Source organism: Streptomyces sp. NPDC041970, from assembly GCF_055588985.1.
Genome location: NZ_JBVJCD010000045.1, coordinates 26013 through 46996, shown reverse-complemented (window position 1 = coordinate 46996; position 20984 = coordinate 26013). Strand labels below are relative to the sequence as shown.

At 73.7% G+C, this 20984-nt stretch carries 18 protein-coding genes; 6 read left to right on the top strand and 12 right to left on the bottom strand.

The window, feature by feature from the left end; all coding sequences use genetic code 11:
* Positions 1-101: 101 nt before the first annotated feature.
* Positions 102-938: an alpha/beta fold hydrolase gene (locus ACZ6EJ_RS20945; RefSeq protein ID WP_469269039.1), complete on the bottom strand. Its 837-nt coding sequence runs from the start codon at positions 936-938 to the stop codon at positions 102-104.
* 418 nt (positions 939-1356) lie between these two features.
* Here ACZ6EJ_RS20945 and ACZ6EJ_RS20940 point away from each other — a divergent pair, with 418 nt between their 5' ends.
* Complete coding sequence (locus ACZ6EJ_RS20940; protein WP_469269038.1) at positions 1357-2652, top strand: AMP-binding protein; 1296 nt, start codon at positions 1357-1359, stop codon at positions 2650-2652.
* Here the strand turns inward: ACZ6EJ_RS20940 and ACZ6EJ_RS20935 are convergent.
* Positions 2639-3916: a M6 family metalloprotease domain-containing protein gene (locus tag ACZ6EJ_RS20935; protein WP_469269037.1), complete on the bottom strand. Its 1278-nt coding sequence runs from the start codon at positions 3914-3916 to the stop codon at positions 2639-2641. The genes ACZ6EJ_RS20940 and ACZ6EJ_RS20935 overlap by 14 nt on opposite strands.
* 319 nt (positions 3917-4235) lie before the next feature.
* On the opposite strand from ACZ6EJ_RS20935, the gene ACZ6EJ_RS20930 reads away from it, so the two are divergent.
* Together ACZ6EJ_RS20930 and ACZ6EJ_RS20925 are read left to right on the top strand one after the other, a co-directional pair.
* On the top strand, positions 4236-4895 hold the full coding sequence (locus tag ACZ6EJ_RS20930; protein ID WP_469269035.1) for a TetR/AcrR family transcriptional regulator: 660 nt from the start codon (positions 4236-4238) through the stop codon (positions 4893-4895).
* Between the two features lie 187 nt (positions 4896-5082).
* Positions 5083-6597 carry an MFS transporter gene (locus ACZ6EJ_RS20925; protein ID WP_469269034.1) on the top strand — a complete coding sequence of 505 codons (1515 nt, stop codon included), beginning with the start codon at positions 5083-5085 and terminating at the stop codon, positions 6595-6597.
* Between the two features lie 34 nt (positions 6598-6631).
* Here the strand turns inward: ACZ6EJ_RS20925 and ACZ6EJ_RS20920 are convergent, their stop codons facing one another.
* A complete protein-coding gene (locus tag ACZ6EJ_RS20920; RefSeq protein WP_469269032.1) occupies positions 6632-7144 on the bottom strand; it encodes a MarR family winged helix-turn-helix transcriptional regulator in 513 nt (170 codons plus the stop codon).
* Between the two features lie 571 nt (positions 7145-7715).
* On the opposite strand from ACZ6EJ_RS20920, the gene ACZ6EJ_RS20915 reads away from it, so the two are divergent.
* Positions 7716-8717: a sigma-70 family RNA polymerase sigma factor gene (locus tag ACZ6EJ_RS20915; RefSeq protein ID WP_469269030.1), complete on the top strand. Its 1002-nt coding sequence runs from the start codon at positions 7716-7718 to the stop codon at positions 8715-8717.
* Between the two features lie 149 nt (positions 8718-8866).
* Here ACZ6EJ_RS20915 and ACZ6EJ_RS20910 read toward each other — a convergent pair whose 3' ends face one another.
* Positions 8867-9925: a helix-turn-helix transcriptional regulator gene (locus ACZ6EJ_RS20910; protein ID WP_469269029.1), complete on the bottom strand. Its 1059-nt coding sequence runs from the start codon at positions 9923-9925 to the stop codon at positions 8867-8869.
* 62 nt (positions 9926-9987) lie between these two features.
* Between ACZ6EJ_RS20910 and ACZ6EJ_RS20905 the strand changes: the two genes are divergently transcribed.
* Positions 9988-11598 carry an MFS transporter gene (locus ACZ6EJ_RS20905; RefSeq protein WP_469269027.1) on the top strand — a complete coding sequence of 537 codons (1611 nt, stop codon included), beginning with the start codon at positions 9988-9990 and terminating at the stop codon, positions 11596-11598.
* Between the two features lie 357 nt (positions 11599-11955).
* Here the strand turns inward: ACZ6EJ_RS20905 and ACZ6EJ_RS20900 are convergent, their stop codons facing one another.
* Complete coding sequence (locus ACZ6EJ_RS20900) at positions 11956-12702, bottom strand: DUF6227 family protein (protein WP_469269025.1); 747 nt, start codon at positions 12700-12702, stop codon at positions 11956-11958.
* Positions 12703-13258: 556 nt separating this feature from the next.
* On the opposite strand from ACZ6EJ_RS20900, the gene ACZ6EJ_RS20895 reads away from it, so the two are divergent.
* A complete protein-coding gene (locus ACZ6EJ_RS20895) occupies positions 13259-13480 on the top strand; it encodes a hypothetical protein (RefSeq protein WP_469269023.1) in 222 nt (73 codons plus the stop codon).
* Positions 13481-13485: 5 nt separating this feature from the next.
* On the opposite strand, the gene ACZ6EJ_RS20890 is transcribed toward ACZ6EJ_RS20895, so the two are convergent.
* The 7 genes from ACZ6EJ_RS20890 to ACZ6EJ_RS20860 all read right to left on the bottom strand — a co-directional run bounded on the left by ACZ6EJ_RS20890 (position 13486) and on the right by ACZ6EJ_RS20860 (position 20873).
* Positions 13486-14037, bottom strand: a complete 552-nt coding sequence (locus tag ACZ6EJ_RS20890; protein WP_469269022.1) for a large conductance mechanosensitive channel protein MscL — start codon at positions 14035-14037, stop codon at positions 13486-13488.
* Between the two features lie 146 nt (positions 14038-14183).
* Positions 14184-14696 (bottom strand): DUF1203 domain-containing protein, encoded by a 513-nt coding sequence (locus ACZ6EJ_RS20885; RefSeq protein WP_469269020.1) that lies wholly within the window; start codon positions 14694-14696, stop codon positions 14184-14186.
* Positions 14697-14913: 217 nt separating this feature from the next.
* Entirely contained in the window at positions 14914-15384 is a 471-nt protein-coding gene (locus ACZ6EJ_RS20880; RefSeq protein WP_469269042.1) for an RcpC/CpaB family pilus assembly protein, read from the bottom strand.
* 686 nt (positions 15385-16070) lie between these two features.
* On the bottom strand, positions 16071-16973 hold the full coding sequence (locus ACZ6EJ_RS20875) for an S-methyl-5'-thioadenosine phosphorylase (protein ID WP_469269019.1): 903 nt from the start codon (positions 16971-16973) through the stop codon (positions 16071-16073).
* 102 nt (positions 16974-17075) lie between these two features.
* Positions 17076-17414, bottom strand: coding sequence for an FmdB family zinc ribbon protein (locus ACZ6EJ_RS20870; protein WP_469269017.1), 339 nt, complete (start codon positions 17412-17414; stop codon positions 17076-17078).
* Positions 17415-17480: 66 nt separating this feature from the next.
* On the bottom strand, positions 17481-18761 hold the full coding sequence (locus tag ACZ6EJ_RS20865; RefSeq protein WP_469269015.1) for an MFS transporter: 1281 nt from the start codon (positions 18759-18761) through the stop codon (positions 17481-17483).
* Positions 18762-19163: 402 nt separating this feature from the next.
* Positions 19164-20873 (bottom strand): potassium/proton antiporter, encoded by a 1710-nt coding sequence (locus ACZ6EJ_RS20860; protein WP_469269013.1) that lies wholly within the window; start codon positions 20871-20873, stop codon positions 19164-19166.
* Positions 20874-20984 lie beyond the last annotated feature (111 nt).

Here is a 20984-nt window from a genome sequence, read left to right as displayed (position 1 = left end):
CCCCCCCCCCCCCCCCCCCCCCCCCCCCCCCCCCCCCCCCCCCCCCCCCCCCCCCCCCCCCCCCCCCCCCCCCCCCCCCCCCCCCCCCCCGGCCCTGCGGGTCACTTCCCCAGGAAGGCGAGCAGCGCCGTGTTGACCTCCTCCGCGTGCGTCCACAGCAGGCCGTGCGGAGCGCCCTCGATCTCCACGTAGTCGGCGGACGGGAGGGCCCGGTGGAACGGGCGCGCGGTCCCCTCGACGGGCAGGATCCGGTCGCCCGTGCCGTGCAGGATCAGCGCCGGCACGTCGATGGCGGGGAGGTCGGCCCGGAAGTCGGTGTACCAGGTCGAGGGCGCGGCCGAGGCCGCGAAGAAGCCGCCGCCGGCGGCGACGTTCCAGCTCGCGCGGACGGCCTCCGCGCTGATCCGCGTGCCGAGGTTCTCGTCGAGGTTGTAGAAGTCCTCGAAGAAGGCCGTGTAGTACGCGTAGCGGTCCGCCTTCACGGCCGCCACGACCCCGTCGAAGAACTCCTTCGGGGCGACCCCGTCCGGGTTGTCGTCGCTCTTGAGCAGGCAGGGCTCCAGCGAGGCCAGGAAGGCGACCTTGGCGACCCGGCCGGAGCCGTGGGCGGAGACGTACCGGGCGACCTCCCCGGTGCCCATCGAGAACCCGACCAGGACGGCGTCCTTCAGGTCGAGGGTCTCCATCACGGTGTCCAGGTCGGCCGCGAAGGTGTCGTAGTCGTAGCCCGTCACCGGTCGGCTCGACCGTCCGAAACCGCGGCGGTCGTAGGTGATCACGCGGTGGCCGGCGTCGAGCAGCGCCGCCGTCTGCCGCTCCCAGGACTGGCCGTCGAGCGGGAAGCCGTGGATGAGGACGACGGGCTGGCCGGACCCGTGGTCCTCGTAGTAGAGGTCGATGTCGGCGGAGTTCTCCTGGCCCACGGTGATGTACGGCATGGCTGGCTTCCTCTTTCCGGGTGGAAGGCGTGTGGAGGGGGACCCGGTCACGCTAGGGCGGAGGCGGCGCCGCCGGTTGCCGCGCAGCGCACCGCCTCTTGCCCGCGGGCGCAGCGATCGCGGCCCCGCGTGCCCCGCCGCCCGCGCCTGCGCTCGCCCGCCCCGCCGCGCTCGCCCGCCTGCCCCGCAGCCCGTGCCTGCGGCCTCCCGCCGTTCAGGCCCGCGCTCGCCCGCCTGCCCCGCCGCCCGTGCCTGCGGCCTCCCGCCGTTCAGGCCCGCGCTCGCCCGCCTGCCCCGCCGCCCGTGCCTGCGGCCTCCCGCCGCGCTCGCCCGAACCCCCGCCCCGCACCGGGGCCTTGGCGCTCGCGCCCCGGCCGCATAGCGTCTCGCGTACCCGTCAGCGCGAGAAAGGCCGACCGTGCCGCACACCCGCCCGTCTCCGGGCCCCGACGACCCCCGTGCCGGCCGCGACGACCGGGCGCCGGGCGGCGCACGCGTGCACGCCGCCCTCACCCGCCCCGGCGCGCCCTTCGCCGTGGTGCGGGGGGAGGGCGGGGGGTTGGAGTACGCCGACGGGCCGCGCACGCTGCGGGAGTTCGTGGAGGCCACCTGGGCCTACGGCGACACGCCGTTCCTGGTCGCCGGGGAACGCCGGTACGCGTACGCCGAGTTCTTCGCCGCCGCCTCCGCCCTGGCGATCCGGCTCCGCGAGGGGTACGGGCTGCGCGCGGGCGACCGGGCCGTCATCGCGATGGGGGACCACCCGGAGTGGCAGACCGCCTTCTGGGCCGTCCAGTTGGCGGGCGCCGTCGCCGTGCCGCTGGACGCCGGCTGGACGGCGGAGGCGTACGCGCGAGTCCTCGACGACTGCGGGCCGGGGGTGCTCCTGGTGGACGGGGAGCGGCTGGGGCGGGTCGCCGGGTGGGCGCGGGCGACCGGGACGCGGGTGGTCCTCTTCCACGGCGAGGGGGCGGCGGACCACGGGGTGCGCGTCGAGCGGTACGAGGACTTCCCCGCGCCCGATCCGCTGGCCGCGCCGCCCGACGTGGAGCCCCGGCCCGAGGACGACGCCACGATCCTGTACGCCTCCGGGGCCTCCGGCCGCCCCAGGGGCGCGGTGGCCACCCACCTCGCCCAGGCCGGGGCCGCGCTCAACGCCCGGTACGCGGCGGCGGCCTCGGCGCTGGCGCGCGGGTCCCTGCCGGGGCAGGGGCCGGCCCCGGTCCTGCCGCTGACGTCCCCCTTCTCCGACGCGGCCGCGTTCACCGCCGTCTACGGGGCGATGGCCGCGGGCGGCACGCTCGTCCTGGACGGCCCGGACCGGTGCGGCGGGCGCGCCGGGCCCCCTGGCGGCTACGGCCTCGCCGAGACCGGCGGCGAGGTCCTGCACGCGTCGGAGCCCGGTGGCGCGTACCGCCCCACCCCGGTCACCGAGGCGCGGATCACCGGCCCGTCGGGCGAGGAGCCGGCCGACGGGGAGCCGGGGGAGCTGTGGCTGCGCGGCCAGTCGCTCTGCCGGGGCTACTGGCGGGACCCGGCCGCGACCGGGGAGGCGTTCGCGGGCGGCTGGTTCCGCACGGGGGATCTCGCCGTCCGCCGCGAGGGGCTGGTCGGCGTCGTCGGCCGGGCCGCAGACGCGGTGGTCCGGGGCGGCGCGCACGACCCGGCGCCGCGCGGCCGGACACCGCGGAACCAGGAGGTCAGGGGCGGGTGACCCGCACCCGGTAGTTGCCGTCGTCGTCCTCGTCGAGCACGGATATGCGTATGCCGTTGGCCCGGTCGGTGAACGTCTGGCCGGGCCGGAACGGCGCGTCCGACAGCTCGGCGTGCACGTTGGGCCGCCGGGTGCAGCCCCCGCTGTCCTCGGTGGCGTCGGCGACGGAGACCGGGCCCTGGCCGGTGTCCACGTCGGAGCTGACCTTGTAGATCAGCACGCCGGGCCGGCAGACCGCCTCGTCGTTGCCGGCCGCCGTGCGGACCTCCACGGCGTACCCGGACCGGGCGCTCAGCGGGACGAAGGCCAGTTTGGCGCCGCCCTCGACGGCGAGCGGGCCGAGCGTGTGCTCGCTGACGCCGGGCCGGGAGGCGCAGGCGACCTGGTCGTCGTCGAGCCAGCCGAGCTTCCACTTGTGCCAGGACAGGAAGTCGTTGTTGGCGCCCCAGTCCTCGGACATGATGTCCCAGTGCCCCACCGAGCCGCCGCCCTCCATGGTGTAGAGGTCGGGCAGCCCGAAGACGTGGCCGTTCTCGTGCGGCAGGACGCGGTAGCCGGTTTCCGGGTACGACCCCGACCCGTCGTCCTGGCGGCTGTAGACGAACGAGGTGTTGGAGAGCGGCACCCCGTCGGCGGAGGGGGCCTCGTCGTTGCCGGAGAACGTCACCGAGAGCACGGTGTCCAGCGCGGACGGCCCGGCGTTCGGGGTGACCAGGATGTTGACCAGGTCGTACGCGGAGAAGTCCACCTTCGGGTCGGCGGCCGCCACGATGTCCCCGACGAGCTGCCGGTAGCCCGGTTCGAACGGTGAGCCGCGCTCTATCCCGTACTCCGAGAACGGCAGCGGCATCCGCAGCCAGTCCTTGACGGGGGCCTCGGGCCGGTAGTCGAGCCGCCCGTAGGAGCTGGTGCGGAACCACGCGGAGGTCTGCGGGAAGAACTCCGCGAACCGGTCGGCCGCCGGCCCGGAGCCCTCCGCGTCCGGGAAGTCGATCATCAGGTTGAGCGCCTTGACCCGCCCGGTCGACCGGGCGTAGCCGGACGGGGTGGGCACGCCCTCGGACATCTGGACGCCCATGGTCGAGGAGATCCGGCACGGGGCGAGCGCGGAGCCGAGGGCGGTGGCGGCGGGGCCGGCCGAGGCGTGGCCGGTGGTCGGGAGGGTGGTGCTCGCGGAGGCGACGGCCGCCACGACGAGGGCGGTCGCGCCGACCAGGGCGACCGGGCGGCGGTGTCTGCGTATCCGGGGGCGGGGCTGCTGCATAGAGGCGCCTTCGGGTCCGCGGCAACCGGCCGACCCCGGCTGCGCTCTGGCGATCAGCCTGTGCCGGGTGGTCGCGGGCCGCTCGCTGGGTGCGCCGATCGGAGGATTCCCCGCGCCGGCGCGTGTGACGCACGGCACATGCACGGGAGGAAATAACCGGGGACCCTTTCCCCGTTTGGCTGGATGCCCCGGTGAAACGGGGAAGTGCTCCCCGGTTCCGTTCGGGGGGCCGGCCGGCCGCTCGGAAGCGGCCGGTCGCACCGGTGCGCACACCGCACCGCGACACCGACCGCACAGGACCAGGGGAAGGGCCGACACCGTGGAGCGCACCGCCGAGAACGCCGCACCGGCAGAGCGGTGCCGTACGTCCCGTCCGCGGGCCGACGCACTGCGCAACCGCGAGCGGATCGTGACCGCCGCCCGCGAGCTGTTCGTCGAGTTCGGCCCCGACGTGCCGCTGGACGACGTCGCGCGCCGGGCGGGCGTCGGCAACGCCACGCTCTACCGGAACTTCCCCGACCGCTCCGCCCTGATCCACGAGGTCGTCCTCGCGGTCACCTCACGCACCACCCGCTGCGCCGAAGAAGCCGCCGCCGCGGAGTCCGACCCGTTCGCCGCCCTGAGCCGCTTCGTGCACGCGGCCGCCGACGAGCGGATCGGCGCCCTGTGCCCGATGCTCTCCGGCGTGTTCGACCGGGACCACCCCGAACTGCTCGCCGAGCGCCGGCGCCTCGAAGAGGCCGTCGAAAGCCTCGTGGCGCGCGCCATGTCCGCGGGGCGGCTGCGCACCGACATCGCCGTCGGTGACGTGCTCGTCGCCCTCTCCCAGCTCACCCGGCCGCTCCCCGGCATCGCCTGCCAGGGCATCGACCGGTTCACCCACCGCCATCTGCAGGTGTTCCTGGACGGGCTGGAAGCGCCCGCCCGCTCCACGCTGCCCGGATCGGCGGCGACCTTGGAGGACCTGCGGCGCCCCTGACGGCGCGCCGCCCGACCCCGACCCGCCGTACGCACGCAACCGTCCACCCGCATGATGTGCGACCCATCGCACGCGCTCACCCGTACGACGTATCCGTACGCGCTCATCCGTATGACGTATCCGCACGCCCGCACCGGCGGCGCGCTCATCCCGCGACGCCTCCTCCTGTTCTTAGGTGGCCCCACCCATGTCCACAACGGCCGACACCACCCTTCCCGACCCCAGTCGCTGGAAAGCCCTGGCCTTCATCGCCCTCGCCCAACTGATGGTCGTCCTGGACGCGACCATCGTGAACATCGCCCTCCCGTCGGCCCAGACGGACCTCGACATCTCCGACGGCAACAAGCAGTGGGTCATCACCGCCTACGCCCTCGCCTTCGGCGGCCTCCTCCTCTTCGGCGGCCGGATAGCCGACCTCTGGGGCCGCAAGCGGGCCTTCGTCGTCGGCCTCGTCGGCTTCGCGCTGGCCTCCGCGCTGGGCGGCGCCGCCCAGAACGAGGCGATGATGTACGGCTCCCGCGCCCTCCAGGGCGTCTTCGGCGCACTGCTCGCCCCGGCCGCCCTCTCCCTGCTCGCCGTGATGTTCACCGACGCCAAGGAGCGCGCCAAGGCCTTCGGCATCTACGGGGCCATCGCGGGCGGCGGCGGCGCGGTCGGTCTGATCCTCGGCGGCTTCCTCACCGAGTACCTGAACTGGCGCTGGACCTTCTTCGTCAACATCCCGTTCGCGGTCGTCGCCGCCGCGGGCGCGTACCTCGTCATCCGCGAGCCGTCCGGCACCCGCAACCGCGCGCCGCTGGACATCCCCGGCGTCGCGCTCTCCACGCTCGGCCTGGTCGCCCTGGTGTACGGCTTCACCCGCGCCGAGTCGGCCGGCTGGTCCGACGGGCTGACCATCGCCATGTTCATCGCCGCCGCCGTGCTGCTGCTGTCCTTCGTGGCGGTCGAGGCGCGGGTGGCGTCCCCGCTGCTGCCGCTGCGCGTGCTGATGGAGCGCAACCGGGGCGGGGTCTACCTCTCGCTGGGGCTCGCGGTCATCGGGATGTTCGGGCTCTTCCTCTTCCTGACCTACTACCTCCAGGTCGTGAAGGGCTACTCCCCGGTCAAGACCGGCTTCGCGTTCCTCCCGATGATCGCGGGCATGATCACCGGCTCCACCCAGATCGGCACCCGGCTGATGACGCGGGTCCCGCCGCGCCTGCTGATGGGCCCCGGCTTCCTGGTCGCGGCGCTCGGCATGTCGCTGCTGACCCAGTTGGACCTGGACACCAGCTACGCGTGGGTCATCCTGCCCGGCCAGTTGCTGCTCGGCCTCGGCATGGGCACGGCGTTCATGCCGGCGATGTCCCTGGCCACGCACGGCATCGAGCCGCGTGACGCCGGGGTGGCCTCCGCGATGGTCAACACCTCGCAGCAGGTCGGCGGCGCCATCGGCACCGCGCTGCTGAACACCATCGCCGCCGGCGCCGCCACCGCCTACGTCACCGAGCACGCGGCCCGCGCTGCCGACCCGAGGCTCCTGGAGCTCCAGGCCATGGTCACCGGGTTCTCCAGCGCGATCTGGTGGGCGGTCGGCATCCTCGTGGCGGCCTCCGCCATCGCGTTCGTCCTGATCAACACCGGCCGCCCCGGAACGGGCGCGGCGGGTGCGGCGGGCGCGGACGCCGAGGAGGAGTTCCGCATCCCGGTCGTCGCGCACTGACGCGGCGTCCCCGCCCGACCTGCCCTGGCTCCGCTCAGCGGAGCCAGGGCAGGTCCGCGTCCGCGCCCTCCGGCTCCAGCCCGGTGGCGAGCACCCGCATGATCTCCCCGAGGCTGCTCACCTGCTCGGGGGTGAGCCGGTCGAACATCGCCTGCCGCACGGCGTCGACGTGCCCCGGAGCCGAACGCCGCAGCATCGCGTAGCCGTCCTCCGTGAGCACCGCGTTCTGGCCGCGCCGGTCGGAGGGGCAGTCCTCGCGCCGGACCCAGCCGTTCCTCTCCAGCCGGGCGACGGCGTGCGAGAGCCGGGAGCGGGTGATCTTCGCGTTCCGGGCCAGCTCCGTCATCCGCATTTGGCGCCGAGGCGCCTGCGAGAGCTGGACGAGCAGCCCGTAGTAGATGTGCGGCATACCGGCATCGCGCTGCAGTTGGCGATCGAGGTGGTCCTCCATCAGCGTGGTGGCGTGCAGATAGGCGCGCCAGACGCTCTGCTCCTCGTCGGTGAGCCAGCGCGGGGCGCTGGTGGATGCCGTGGTCATGGACTCCACTGTACGACCTTTTCTTGAAAGTTTAACTAGATGGAATCGGGGGCTCCGGGCGCGGGGACAGGGTGAGGCGAACGGTCCGCTCCGGACGATTCTCGCGGAGTCCCGCAGGGGTTCCGCAAGGCTCCTGAACAACGGACCCCCGGATGACCTCGGCACTTCCCGTGCGGACGCGCGCGTGCCGGGGCCGCCGCGCACCGGGCCCCGCCGTGCCGCGGCCCCCTGTCCGGGCAACCCGCACGGGGTCCGCGCCGTCTTCCGGGGCGAGCGGCGCCGCCCCGGAGGACGGCGGTCGGAGGAGAGGAGGTGCGTACGGCAGGAGTGTGAGCGCGGTCTCACCGGCGGAGGGATGGCGGGCCGCGACGCGGGTACCCGTTCTGCCTCGGTACCGGCCCTGACCTGCGCGTCCACGGGCGCCACCGGTCTACGGTCCGCCGCCGGGGCCGGACAGGGTACTGCATGACCGCGAAAGTGAATGGGTGGCTTGGGAATTCTGTCCGGATTCCAGTCGTTGTTTCCATCGGATGCAGGGCACCCGGAAGGGTGTCGCGACCTACTCAGCAAGGGAGCACGCATGGCAACCCGTGCCGTCGCCCGTCGTTCGTCCACCTCTTCCGGTGAGACCGACCGGGCACGCAGTGTTCGCGCCGTGGGCGGGGAGATCGCCGATCGCGACCTGGTCGGCATGTACCTGGACGAGATCGCCCGTACACCGCTGCTCGACGCCGCCAAGGAGGTCGACCTCTCCCAGACCATCGAGGCGGGCGTCTACGCCCAGCAGATCCTCGACGGCGAGGTGGAGAGCGACGCCGGCGGGGCCCGCCGCGAGGAGCTGGAAGCGCTGGTCGCGGAGGGCGAGCGCGCCAAGGACGTGTTCATCCGCTCCAACCTCCGTCTCGTCGTCGCCGTGGCCCGCCGCTACCCGCGTGCGGGGCTCCCTCTGCTCGACCTGATCCAGGAGGGCAACGCGGGCCTGGTGCGCGCGGTGGAGAAGTTCGACTACGCCAAGGGCTTCAAGTTCTCCACGTACGCCACCTGGTGGATCCGCCAGGCCATCACCCGGTCCATAGCGGACCAGTCCCGCACGATCCGGCTCCCCGTCCACCTGGTGGAGGAGCTGGGGCGTATCCGCCGGGTCCAGCGCGAGTTCAACCGCGAGCACGGGCGCGACCCGGAGCACGCGGAGATCGCCTCCGAGCTGGACTCCAACGCCGAGCGCGTCGGCAACGTCCTGGACTGGGCCCGCGACCCGGTCAGCCTCAACATGCCGGTGGACGACGACGGGGACACCCAGTTCGGCGACCTGCTGGAGGACACCTCGGCCGTCTCGCCCGAGCAGTCGGTGATGACCCTGCTCCGCAGCGAGGAGCTGGAGGACCTGATCGGCAAGCTCGACAACAGGACGGCCTCGATCATCAAGATGCGGTACGGCATCGAGGACGGCCGCGAGCGGACCCTCACCGAAGTGGGCAAGCAGCACGGCCTCACCCGTGAGCGCATCCGCCAGATAGAGAAGCACGCACTGCTGGAATTGAAGCGAATGGCTCACGACACGGGCTTTGACGCTGCGGCGTGAGCGAATAACCCGTAATCTCCCCATCAAGCCGGTTCGCACCGGCCCGCCGACCGGGCTCTCCCGGTCACCCGACCGGTTTCCCCGGTCCCCGAGCTGAGCCCCGGCGCCCACCCCCCCCCGGCGCCGGGGCTCACCCCTGTCCGGGGCGGCTACGGCACGGACGGCGAGGCGGGGGACGGCGCCGGCGGGTCCGGGGGCGGTGACGCGTCCGACGGCGGAGGCGTGGCGGCGCGGGTGAGCCGAGCGCCCAGTTCCGCCAGGTGCGCCACGAGCTGCGGCGGACCCAGCACGGAGAAGGCGCAGTCCACCAGCGCCAGCCGCACCGCCACCCACTCCAACGAGTCCGTGCACGACGCCCGCAGCCGGCATCCGTCCGCCCCGTCCGGCTCCGGCGCGCCGAGCACGGTGGGCAGCCGCGCCGCCACGAACTCCGCCGGGGCCTCGAAGCGCACGTCCAACCGCAGCTCGGGCTGCGTCCGCCGGATCGACCGGGTCACGAACCGCACCGCGTCCCGCTCGCCGCCGCCGCTGCCCGCACCGTCGGCGACCGGCAGCGGGCGCGGGGCGAAGCGGGCGCCCGTGGCGAACGGCTCACCGACCCGGTCCACCCGGAACGTGCGCCAGTCCTCCCGGTCGAGGTCGTACGCCACCAGGTACCACCGCTGCCCGGTGCTCACCAGCCGGTACGGCTCGACCAGCCGCTTCGTCCGGGCGCCGTCCCCGCTGCGGTACGCGAACCTCACCCGCTCCTGCCCGGTGGCCGACGACGCCAGTGCCGTCAGGGTCCGCGGGTCGATGGTGGAACCGTCGCCCCGCGTGAGCGGCACGGTGGCGTTCTGGAGCGCGGAGACCCGGTGCCGCAGCCGCGCCGGCAGCACCTGCTCCAACTTCGCCAGCGCCCGTACGGAGGCCTCGTCGACGCCCTCGATCGCGTGTCCCGCCCCCGCCCGCAGCCCCACCGCGATGGCCACCGCCTCCTCGTCGTCCAGCACGAGGGGCGGCATCGCCGCCCCCGCGACCAGCCGGTATCCGCCGAACGAACCGCGCGAGGCCTCCACCGGATAGCCCAGGTCGCGCAGGCGGTCGACGTCGCGGCGGATCGTGCGCGGACTGACGTCGAGACGCGCGGCCAGCTCCCCGCCCGGCCACTCGCGGGGGGTCTGGAGGAGTGACAGCAGCTTGAGCAGGCGTACCGGGGTGTCGGTCATGGGGACCAGGATGCGGGACCAACAGGACACATTTTGACCTATTCGATGCTTACCTTCTCCTCATGCCTTCTTCCGCACCCCCGCCGTCCGCGGCGCAGCCACCCGCCTCACCGGCGCCTTCCGCTCCCCCCGTGTCCGGGCCGGCCCCGGCCGACCGGCGCCGCTGGTTCGCGCTCGCCATCGTGATGACCGCGGCCTTCATGGACCTGGTCGACGTCACGATCGTCAACATCGCGATCCCCAGCATCACCCGTGACATGGACGCCTCCGTCTCCGCGATCCAGTGGATCACCGCCGGGTACGCCCTGGCGTTCGCGGCCGGACTGATCACGGGCGGCCGGCTCGGGGACATCTACGGGCGGAAGCGGCTGTTCCTCATCGGCATCGGCGGCTTCACCGCGGCCTCGGCGCTGTGCGGCTTCGCGGGCAGCCCCGAGATACTGGTCGCCGCCCGCGTCCTGCAGGGCGGCACGGCCGCGCTGATGGTGCCGCAGGTGCTCTCGATCGTGCACGCCACCTTCCCGGCGCACGAGCGCGGCAAGGTCTTCGGGCTCTTCGGCGCGATCGTCGGGCTCGGCGCGGTCTCCGGCCCGCTGCTGGGCGCGCTGCTCACCGAGTGGGACCTCTTCGGCCTCGGCTGGCGGCCGATCTTCCTGATCAACCTGCCGGTCGGCATCGCCGGGCTGGTCCTGGGCGCGAAGTTCATCACCGAGTCCAAGGCCCCCAAGGCGGTCCGCCTGGACCTGGTGGGCGTCGCCCTGGTCACCCTCGCCATGCTGATGCTCATCTACCCGCTCACCCGAGGCCACGAGCTGGACTGGCCGCTGTGGGGCCACGCGTCGATGGCGGGCAGTGTGCTCGTCTTCGGGGCGCTCGTGCTCTACCAGCGGCAGAAGGCCCTGGCCGGCGGTTCGCCGCTGATCGAGCTGTCCCTGTTCCGGGTCAAGAGCTTCGCCGCCGGCATCGCCGTGCAACTGACCTTCGGCGTCGCGCTGGGCATCTTCTTCCTGGTCTGGACCCTCTACATGCAGATGGGCCTCGGCTGGACCGCGCTGCGCGCCGGTACGACGGGCATCCCGTTCTCCGTCGCCGTCTCGGTGGCCGCCGGGATATCCGTGCAGAAGCTGGTGCCCCGCTTCGGCCGCAAGGTCCTCCAGGCGGGAGCCCTCCTCATGGTCGCCGGGCTGCTGGTCTACCTCTGGGAGGCCGAGCACTACGGGCAGGCCATCACCTCCTGGCAGATGGTCCTTCCCCTCACGGTCATGGGCGTGGGCATGGGGCTGATCGTGGCCCCGCTGACCGACGCGGTGCTCTCCGACGTGCCCAAGGAGCACGCCGGATCGGCCTCCGGGCTGATCAACACGGTGCAGCAGATGGGGACGGCGCTCGGCCTCGGCCTCGTGTCGGTCGTCTTCTTCGGGGCGATCGGCGACCGGCTGACCCCGGAGACGGTCGGCCCGGCCTACGTCGACGCCTTCCAGCAGGCGCTGTGGTGGGTGGTCGGAGTGCTGTCGGTGATCTTCCTGGTGATGTTCGCGCTGCCCGCCCGCCCGCGCGTGCAGGGGGAGGCCGCGCAGGACGAGGCGAGCGGAGGGGACGCCGGGGGCGCGGCGGCCGGAGCGGCGGGAGACGCGGGTCCCGCACCGGTCAAGGAACACGCACTGAACGTCTGACCGACGCCCCCTGCGGGCCCCCGCGCGCCCCGGCCGAAGCACCCCCCGGCCGGGGCGCGCGCGGGCGTCCGGGGCGCGCGGGCGTCCGGGGGCGGCGGCACAGAGCCTCGGCGCCGGCCTCTCCCCGTCCGGCGGTTCGACCGTCCATGGTCCAGCGACCGTGGCTCGGCAATCCATGGCTCGGCGTCCGTGCGGGGGCGCCCATGGCTCGGACGTCCGCGGCGGGCTGTCCACGGCTCGGGCGCTCGGGCGCGCGGCCTGCCGCTCCGGGACCCGCCGATCCGGGACGGGGAAACTGATCAACAGGTGTGATCAGCAGATCCGGGACGGCGGGGAGGCTGGTCGACAGGTCCGTGGTCAGCAGATCCGGGCGCGGCTCTCCATCGCGGAACGGGCGCTGTGCTCGTCCTCGTACACCTCGCACATGTGGCGGCCGTCGGGCGTCGCCGTGTGCTCGACCTCCCACAGGCTCGTCTCGCTGCCGTCCAGCAGCAGGAACGCGTGCTCGTACAGCGTGAACCCGGCGTCCTGATCACCGACGCGGCACTGCCGTCCGAAGACCTGCGTGATGTGGTGGGCGAACGCCGCCCGGAGCAGCGACGCCTTCTGCTCGCCCGGCCGGTCGGCGTTCTCCGCGCGGCGCAGCACCCGGCGGGCGTGGTCCGCGGAGTTGTCCGGGGCGTACGTCCGGGGGAGCGGGGCCGGAGGGGCGGACAGCAGGAACGTCAGCATCTCCAGGTCTCCCTGCGCCCCCTCGTCCCCGAAGACCGGTGTGTCGGAGCGGCTTCCGGCGAGGCGCGACGCGGCGACGCGGGCGTCGCCCTCGTCGTCGTACAGCTCGTGCCGGCAGGGCTCGCGGGCGTCCCGACCGCCGCTGTGCACCAGCTCCCAGAGCGTCAGCGCGGAGCCGTCCGTGAGGAGGTAGGTGTGGCGGTAGGTCTCGCGGTGCAGCACGGAGCTGTGGTGCGACGAGTGCAGCGAGCTGCTGTGCGCCAGTGCCGAACCGAGGCGGTCGACCGTGCTGTCGGGGAGGTCGAAAGAGTTCAGGGCGCGTCGCAGGAGTCGGTCGAGGTGTTGCTCGGTTGTCTCGTACGGATCGCTCAAGGTGCTGTCTCCAGGCCGTCGCCGCGTGTTACTTGATGCGTGCTTAACGTAGTCCCTGGGTCTGACATCGTGACCGGGGTTCGTAAAAACGTAAGGCTCAGGCGGAAAGTTCCCCGCGTGTTCCCGGCGCATTTCGGGCGGTTGGGGTGAACTCCCTTGCACAGGAGGTGAATCGCGGCTCCACGCACGCCCCCTCCCGACACCCGCACGCCCCCTCGGCAGTCCGTTCCGCGCCCCCTCGGCCACCCGTTCCGCGCCCCCTCGACGGGTCTGTGCCGCGCCTCTTCGGACACCCCGGCCACGCGCCTGGCGACGGTCTGTGCCGCGTCTCTTCGGCGGCCCGCATCGCGCGCCTTCGGCCGCCCGTGCCCCGCCTCCTCGACGGCCCGCACGCGCCCCTTCCGCAGGCCCGCACCGCGCGCCCGCCCGGCAGCCCGCCTCGCGCGCCCTTCGGCGTGCGGGAGCCCGCAGGCAGGGCTTCCCGCCGGCGGCCGGGCCCAGGCTCCCACGGGCACGGCTGACCCCGCCGTCGCGTGAACCGCCGTACTCTGGAGGTATGAGCGCCGCCCCTGCCCCCCGCCCGCGAGATGCGAAGCAGCAGCCATCGGAACGGCTGCCGGAGGAACCGAAGCCCAAGCCGGTTCTGATCTTCGACGATCCGCTGGACCGGCAGTCCGCGGACGACACGGACCAGGGGTGGGGTGAGCGGCCTCTCACCGGCGGCAGCGCCGCCGACCTCGCGCGCTTCCTGGACGAGAAGCCGCCCCACCACCTCTGAGCGGCCTACCGGCCCGCGCCCCCGTCGGGCCCGGCGTCCCCGGCCCCTCCCGACGAGTCGCCGGAACCACCCGGACCCCAGGACCCACCCGGATCCCCGGTCCCGCCCGCGCCCCCGGCGCGCTGCGGGACGAGGGCGTCGCGGATCTCCTTCAGCACCTCCAGCTCGCTCACCTCCAGCGTCTCCTCCACACCGTCCTTGGCGGCCCGCCGGGCCAGGTACCTGGCCATCGGCAGGACCATCAGGAAGTACACCACCGCGGCGGTGATCAGGAAGCTGAGGGCGGCGCTGAGCACCGAGCCCCACAGGATCTCGATCCCGTCCGTCTCCCCGGTCCTCGGGTCCCTGGTGCACGGGCCGCGGAGACAGGAGCGGTACGCCTCCAGGTCCTGGGTGCCGAACGCGCCGACCAGCGGGTTGATGACGCCCTTGACGATCGCGTTCACGATGTTGGTGAACGCGGCGCCGATGACGACGGCGACCGCGAGGTCGATCACGTTGCCGCGCGTCAGGAAGGCTTTGAAGCCCTCCATCGTGCTGACCTTCTTCTCGCTCACAGGCGGGCCTCTTTCCGGGGTGCGGGGAGCTGACGGCACAGCTCCGTCCCCGTACTAACGACGGTGCCGGCGGTCCGGGGCGCGATGACGCCCCGCGTTCCGGAGCCCAGGGGCGAAGGGCGCCGCGTCCCAGCTCTCCGCCCCGCCTACCGGCGGCGGACCTCGACCAGGAAGCAACCGAACTCCACCGCGCGAACGTGGACCAGCGCCACGGCCGGATCGGCGAAGACCTCGTCCAGTACGCGGTCCACCTCGCCGACCCGCTCCTGGGGGATCTCGATCAGCCGCCCGCCGAGGATGTGCCCGCGAGCGCTGTAGGCGCGCAGCACGCGGCGCGCCCCGTGCAGCGCGGCCGGATAGCCGGTGAGGGAGGCGGGCCCGCCGCATGCGTCGGCGTGGATGAACACCGGACCGCACTCGTCGTACGGGCCGGGCTCGGCGCCTGTCTCCGCCGCCCAGCGGCGCAACGGCGCGTACGAGACCAGGACGATCCGCTCGCCGGCCCCGCTGCGCCGCAGACAGCAACGCAGCGGGGCGCCACCCTCGGGATCGGTGACGGGCGTCCGGGAGAGACCGGCGTCGTCCCGTTCCCGCAGACTCTTCAGCACGGCCGGGTCGATGGCCCGCACCCCGCTCTTCGTGGCCTTGATCATGGTCATGGCTCCAGCATTCGCGGGCGCACCTCTCCGGTGCTGGCGGAAATCAGACGCCGCGCTGACCGCTGTTCGTCGCCGTGACCTGACAGCAGCCGCTCGGGAAGCCGCTGCCCCTCCTTCCCCCGCCGGTCCGCGTCGCACACGCCGACGCCGGGCACGGACCATGGCGCCCACTGCCACGACGCTTCGGACGCCGCACGCCGAGCACCGCACGCCTGCGTCAGTCGGCATCGGACACCGCCACGGCCAGCCGCCCCGCCGCACCCGCGCCGAGCAGCGCCGTGGCGGTCGGCCGTTCCACCGACAGCACCACCAGGGCCCCCGGCCCCGCCCCGCCCGTGCCGTCGTGCGCGGGACCACCGGAGGTCCGCGGCACCTTCGCCACCCGGACCCCCTGGGCCACCACGCGGGCGTCATCGCCCGGAGAGCCGAGCGCGATCACGTCGACCCGGTCTCCCGGCCGCAGCAACCGGACCGTCTCCGCGTCGGCGATCCGGACCGGAGCGGACACCCACCGCGCCGCCGGGCGGGCGATCCCCCGTGGAGCGTCCGGGGCGGCGGCCTCCCGCTCGGTCCCGCCGCCCAGCCCCGAGGCGGCCAGTGCGGCACCCGCCAGCGCGAGCCCCGCAGCCGCCGCACGCCGCTGCCGACAGACCATCCGCCGCAGTGGGCCCGCCCCGCCGCCCCGCACCCGCAACGGTGCGAACGGGCCCACCCCGCACGGAGCGGGCACCGACACGGGAGGCGGGGGAGACGGTTTCACCCGGTGCGCGTGCGCGGGATACGGGCGGCAGGCGGCAGTCCCGGAGATCCCGGAGCGCTCAGAGGCCCCTGAAGCTCCGGAACCACCGGGTTCGGGCGTGAGGAAGTGGAGTGCGGAACGCGGGGGCGGGGGCGGGGGCGAGGAGGTGGACGGGGGCAGGGACATGGCACCACCTGGGTTCGGGCGAACGGACGCGGGGGAGAGGGAGCCCGGCCCGGATGTCCCGGCCGAACTCCCCCCACTTTCCCCCGTCCGCGCACATCCCGCTGGGCCCTGTGGACAGCCGCCGCGGTGTGGACAACTCCACCGCTCGTGCAGGTGAAGGACGCGCGCCCACGCGAGCCACCACTGCTGCGGCACCCCTTGCGGGACCCACCGCCGCGGGACCCTGCCGCGGCCACCGCCGCAGCGCCCTCCACGCAAGCCGCCACCGCGACCCCCTGCGCAAGCCGCCGAGGAACCGCTCCTCCCCAGCCCCGCCAGGAAGCCCCCGCTCCGAACGCCCCGCCGACACCCCCGCGACGAAGCCCTCGCTCCGAATGCCGCATCACGACACGCCCGCCACGGCCCCTCGCTCCGAATGCCGCATCACGACACGCCCGCCACGGCCCCCGCTAAGGAAGCGCGATCCCCGTGTCCATGCCGTCCAGCGCACGGGCGCAGGCGCACGCCCGGTCCTCCGTCTTCGGCAGCCCGGTCACCGCGTCGAAGAGCACCGTGCGCAGCCGGTCCACATTGGCCGCGAAGACCCGGAGCACCTCCTCGTGGGAGACGCCCTCACCGGCCTCCGCACCCGCGTCCAGGTCGGTGACCAGGGTCAACGTGGTGTAGCAGAGGCCCAGCTCCCGCGCGAGCACCGCTTCGGGGTGCCCGGTCATGCCGACGACCGACCAGCCCATCGCGGCGTGCCAGCGCGACTCCGCGCGGGTCGAGAAGCGGGGTCCCTCGACCACGACGAGGGTGCCCCCGTCCACCGGCTCCCAGCCCTGCCCGCGCGCCGCGGCGAGGGCGGTCCTGCGGCCCTCGGGGCAGTACGGGTCGGCGAAGCCCAGGTGGACGACGTTGGGCACAGCCCCGTCCGGTCGCGTCTCACCGTCGTAGTAGCTCTGCACGCGGGTCTTGGTGCGGTCCACCAGTTGGTCCGGGACGAGCAGGGTGCCGGGCCCGTACTCCGGTCGCAGCCCGCCGACCGCGCACGGCCCGAGCACCTGGCGGACGCCGAGGGAGCGCAGGGCCCACAGGTTGGCCCGGTAGTTGATGCGGTGCGGCGGCAGGTGGTGGCCGCGTCCGTGCCGGGGCAGGAAGGCCACCCGGCGGCCGCCGATCTCGCCGAGGAAGACCGAGTCGCTGGGCTCTCCGTACGGGGTGTCCACCGGGACCTCGGTGACGTCCTCCAGGAAGGAGTAGAACCCCGAGCCGCCGATGACGCCGATCTCCGCGCGAGCCTCGCCGCCTGCCGTGCCCGAGGCATCCGACGTGCCCGAACCGGAACCCGTATCCGTAAGTGCGTTCGCCATGTGCTCACCGTATCCGGGGCAGCACCGGCCGGGGAGAGCGCGCGGACCCCGCCGAGCGGCTCGGCGGGGTCCGGGTGAAGCGGGTGGAGCGTACGCGGGCTCTCAGGCGGCCGACGTACCACTCGACGAGGTCGACGTGGAGGCCGACGACGTGGAGGAAGCGGACGACGAAGCGCCGGCCTTCGCGTCCGAACCGGACGACGAGGACGAAGCGGAGTCGGACGACTTCGCGGTCGACGACACGGGGGTGCTGCTCGACGACGAGCCGCGGCTGTCGTTCCGGTAGAAACCGGAACCCTTGAAGACGATGCCGACCGCGGAGAACACCTTCTTCAGGCGTCCCTCGCAGTTCGGGCAGACGGTCAGGGCGTCATCGGTGAACTTCTGCACCGCCTCAAGGCCCTCGCCGCACTCGGTGCACTGGTACTGATAGGTCGGCACTTGCTCCTCCTGGCACTCTCACTCAATGAGTGCTAACGACGCTCCATACTGACGTATTCCGCGGCGTCAGTCCACTGCGACCGTCTCACGGTGACCGATCCCACGTGCCGCCGCGCCCGTCCGGGGGCCCGGCGTCAGCCGCGAGCGCAGGGCCAGCAGCGTCACCAGGGCGAGCGCGGTCCCGGCCAGCGGCACGAGGAAGCCGGTGTTCGCGCCGTGGGCGTCGGCCAGCCGCCCCGACACGGTCACGGCCGCCGCCTGGCCGAGCGCCACGGCGCCCGTGAGCCAGGTGAAGGCCTCGGTGCGGGCGGTGGCCGGGACCAGTGCGTCCACCAGGGTGTAGCCGCTGATCAGCGCCGGTGCGATGCACAGGCCGACCAGCAGGCCGAGCCCGGCCAGCAGCGGCACGGAGTGGACGGCCCACAGGCCGGAGGCGGTCAGGGTCAGCCCCACGTACCCGACGATCAGGCGGCGGCGCGGGCCGCTCTTCCAGGCGATCGCGCCGCAGGCGAGGCCGGCCAGCATGTTGCCCGCGGCGAAGATCCCGTAGAGCAGGCCGTTCACTCCGGGGTGGCCGATCTCCTCGGAGAACGCGGTCAGGGAGACCTGCATACCGCCGAAGACCGAACCGATCCCCAGGAAGGCGATCGCCAGGACGCGCACGCCCGGCACGGAGAGCGCCGAGGCGTGCGGTTCGGCGGCGGTCGCGGCGCTGCGGGGAGCGGGCTGGGTGGCGCGCTGCGCGGCGAAGAGCAGCCCGCCGACCAGCGTGAGGGCGGCCTCCGCGATCAGCCCGGCCGCCGGGTGCACGCCGGTGCACAGCGCGGTCGCCATCACCGGACCCAGGACGAACGTGAACTCGTCCGTCACGGACTCGAAGGCGGCCGCCGTGGACATCAGCGGCGAGGCGGGCCGGCCGGGGGCGGCTCCCAGCATCGCCGCCCAGCGGGCCCGCACCATCGGGCCGACCTGCGGGATCGACGCGCCGGTCGGCACCGCCGCGGCGAACAGGGCCCACAGGGGGGCGTCCGCCAGCGCCAGTGCGGTCAGCGCTCCCACGGAGGCGGCGTGGAGGAGCACTCCGGGCAGCAGCACGGAACGCTGGCCGAACCGGTCCGCGAGCTTGCCGCTCTGGGGGGCGAACAGCGCCATGGAGACGCCCGAGACCGCCGCCACGGCGCCCGCACTGCCGTACGAGCCGGTCGTGTGCTGGACGAGGAGCACGATGCCGATGGTGAGCATCGCGAAGGGCTGCCGTGCGGCGAAACCCGGAAGGAGGAAGGTCCACGCACCAGGGGTGCGCAGCAGTCGCCCGTAACCGGGGCGGTCGGAGACCGTGGTCGCCACGGTCCTTGCCTTTCTGCCGCCTGGTAGCCCTGCTTCCCGGCGCCCCCAGGGGGAGCGGGCCGGACGGAAGCGGCCGAGAGCTGTCCTCTTCGCGCGGAACTGCGGTAGATGCCGGGCGACTCGCTGCCGACGGCGGGGGAACGCCGGGCGAGGAGGCGCCACGACCGCCATACGGTCGCGCCAGCTCTGCATCAGACAGAGTTGGTCGATGTTGGTCGATCTGGTGTGCCTTTAGGTTACAGGCAGGCGGGGCGCCGCGCCTCTGAATGCGTCCAGGGGTGTCCAGTGGGCCCTGCTATCAGAGACATTTCCGCCGCGGTACACCCAGGCGTCGCCTTGTGGGCGCCCGACGGCCCCTGCCGTCCCGTCCCCGCCGGGAGTGCGCTCCCGGCGGGGACGGGCTCAGGTGCGGGTCTTCGTGCCGCTGCCGCCGAGCGTCCTGGGCTTGCGCTCGGTGCGCTCCGGGCGCCCGGTGCGGTCCGTACGCTCGGTACGCCCCGTCCGGCCCGTACCGCCTCCGGTTCCGGTCCGGCTCGTGCCGCTTCCCGTCCCGCGTCCCGCGCCGCCGGGGCCGTCGCTGCGGCCGCCGAGCTTCTTGGCCAGCTTCATGGCCTGCGGGATGCCGGATCGGGTCGGGGCGCCGGCCGCGACCGGCGGGACCGGCGTGCCGGAGCCCTCGGGTCCGCCCGTCCCCAGCCAGCCGGCCAGCTTGCCGCCCTCGCCGACCGCCCGCAGGCGGGCCTCCGCCGTGTCGCGCACCGGGTCGGTGGCCACCACGAGGAGTTCGTCGGCGCGCCGCAGCACGGTGGTGGGCGACGGCACGAAGCTCTTGCCCTCGCGGACCACCAGCGTGACCGCCGCGCCCGCCGGCATCCGCAGCTCACCGACCTCGACGCCGTGCATCCTCGACGTCGGCGGGATGACGACCGACAGCAGGTGTCCGCGCAACCGCTCCAGGGGCGCGGACTCGATGCCCAGGTCGGCGGCCTCAGCCGGATCGTCGGCGATGTTCAGCTTCCGCCCGACCCAGGGCAGGGTGGGGCCCTGGATCAGGGTGTAGACGATGACCAGGACGAAGACGATGTTGAAGATCCTGGTGCTGCCCTCCACCCCGGACACCATCGGGATGGTCGCCAGGATGATGGGCACCGCCCCGCGCAGCCCGGCCCACGACATGAGGACCTTCTCGCGCGCCGGCAGCCGGAACGGCGCGAGGCTCAGGAAGACGGACAACGGCCGCGCCACCATGGTCAGCACCAGGCCCACGACGATGGCGGGCCAGAAGTCGTCGACCAGGTCGTGCGGGGTGACCAGCAGGCCGAGCAGCACGAACATGCCGATCTGGGCCAGCCACCCCAGCCCGTCGGCGAAGCCGCGCGTGGCCGGCCAGTGCGGCAGCTTGGAGTTGCCGAGGATCATCGCGGCCAGGTAGACCGCGAGGAACCCGCTGCCGTGGGCCAGTGCGCCCGCCGCGTACGCGGAGACGGCGATGGCCATCACGGCGATCGGGTAGAGGCCGGAGGCGGGCAGCGCCACGTGCCGCAGCCCCAGCGATCCCAGCCAGCCCACCGCGATGCCGATGGCGGCGCCGATGGCCAGCTCCAGGACGATCTCGCCGACCAAGACGTACCAGTGCTCGACCGGGCCGACCGCGGAGAAGGCGACGACCAGGATGACGACAGGGGCGTCGTTGAAGCCGGACTCGGCCTCCAGGAGGCCCGTGATCCTGGGCGGCAGCGGGACTCTGCGCAGGACGGAGAAGACGGCCGCGGCGTCGGTCGAGGAGACGACCGCGCCGATGATGAGGGCTTGGCGCCAGTCCAGCCCCACCAGGTAGTGCGCGGCCGAGGCGGTGACGCCCACGCTGATGCCGACGCCGACGGTCGAGACCACCGCGGCTGCCGGCAGGACGGGGCGGACCTCTTTCCACTGCGCCCCGAGTCCGCCCTCGGCCAGGATCACGACCAGGGCGGCGTAACCGATCACCTGCGTCAGCTCGGCGTTGTCGAACTTGACGTCGAAGATGCCGTCCTGCCCGAGGGCGATCCCGATGCCGAGATACAGCAGCAGGCTGGGGAGCCCGCTGCGCGAGGAGATGCGTACCGCCGCCACCGCCACGAGCAGGACGAGCGAGCAGACGAGCAGGAGTTCGTTGAGCGCGTGGACAGTCAGGGTCCGTTCCTTCCCTGCGTGCGCCTGCCGGATCGTCCTCCGGCAGCCAGT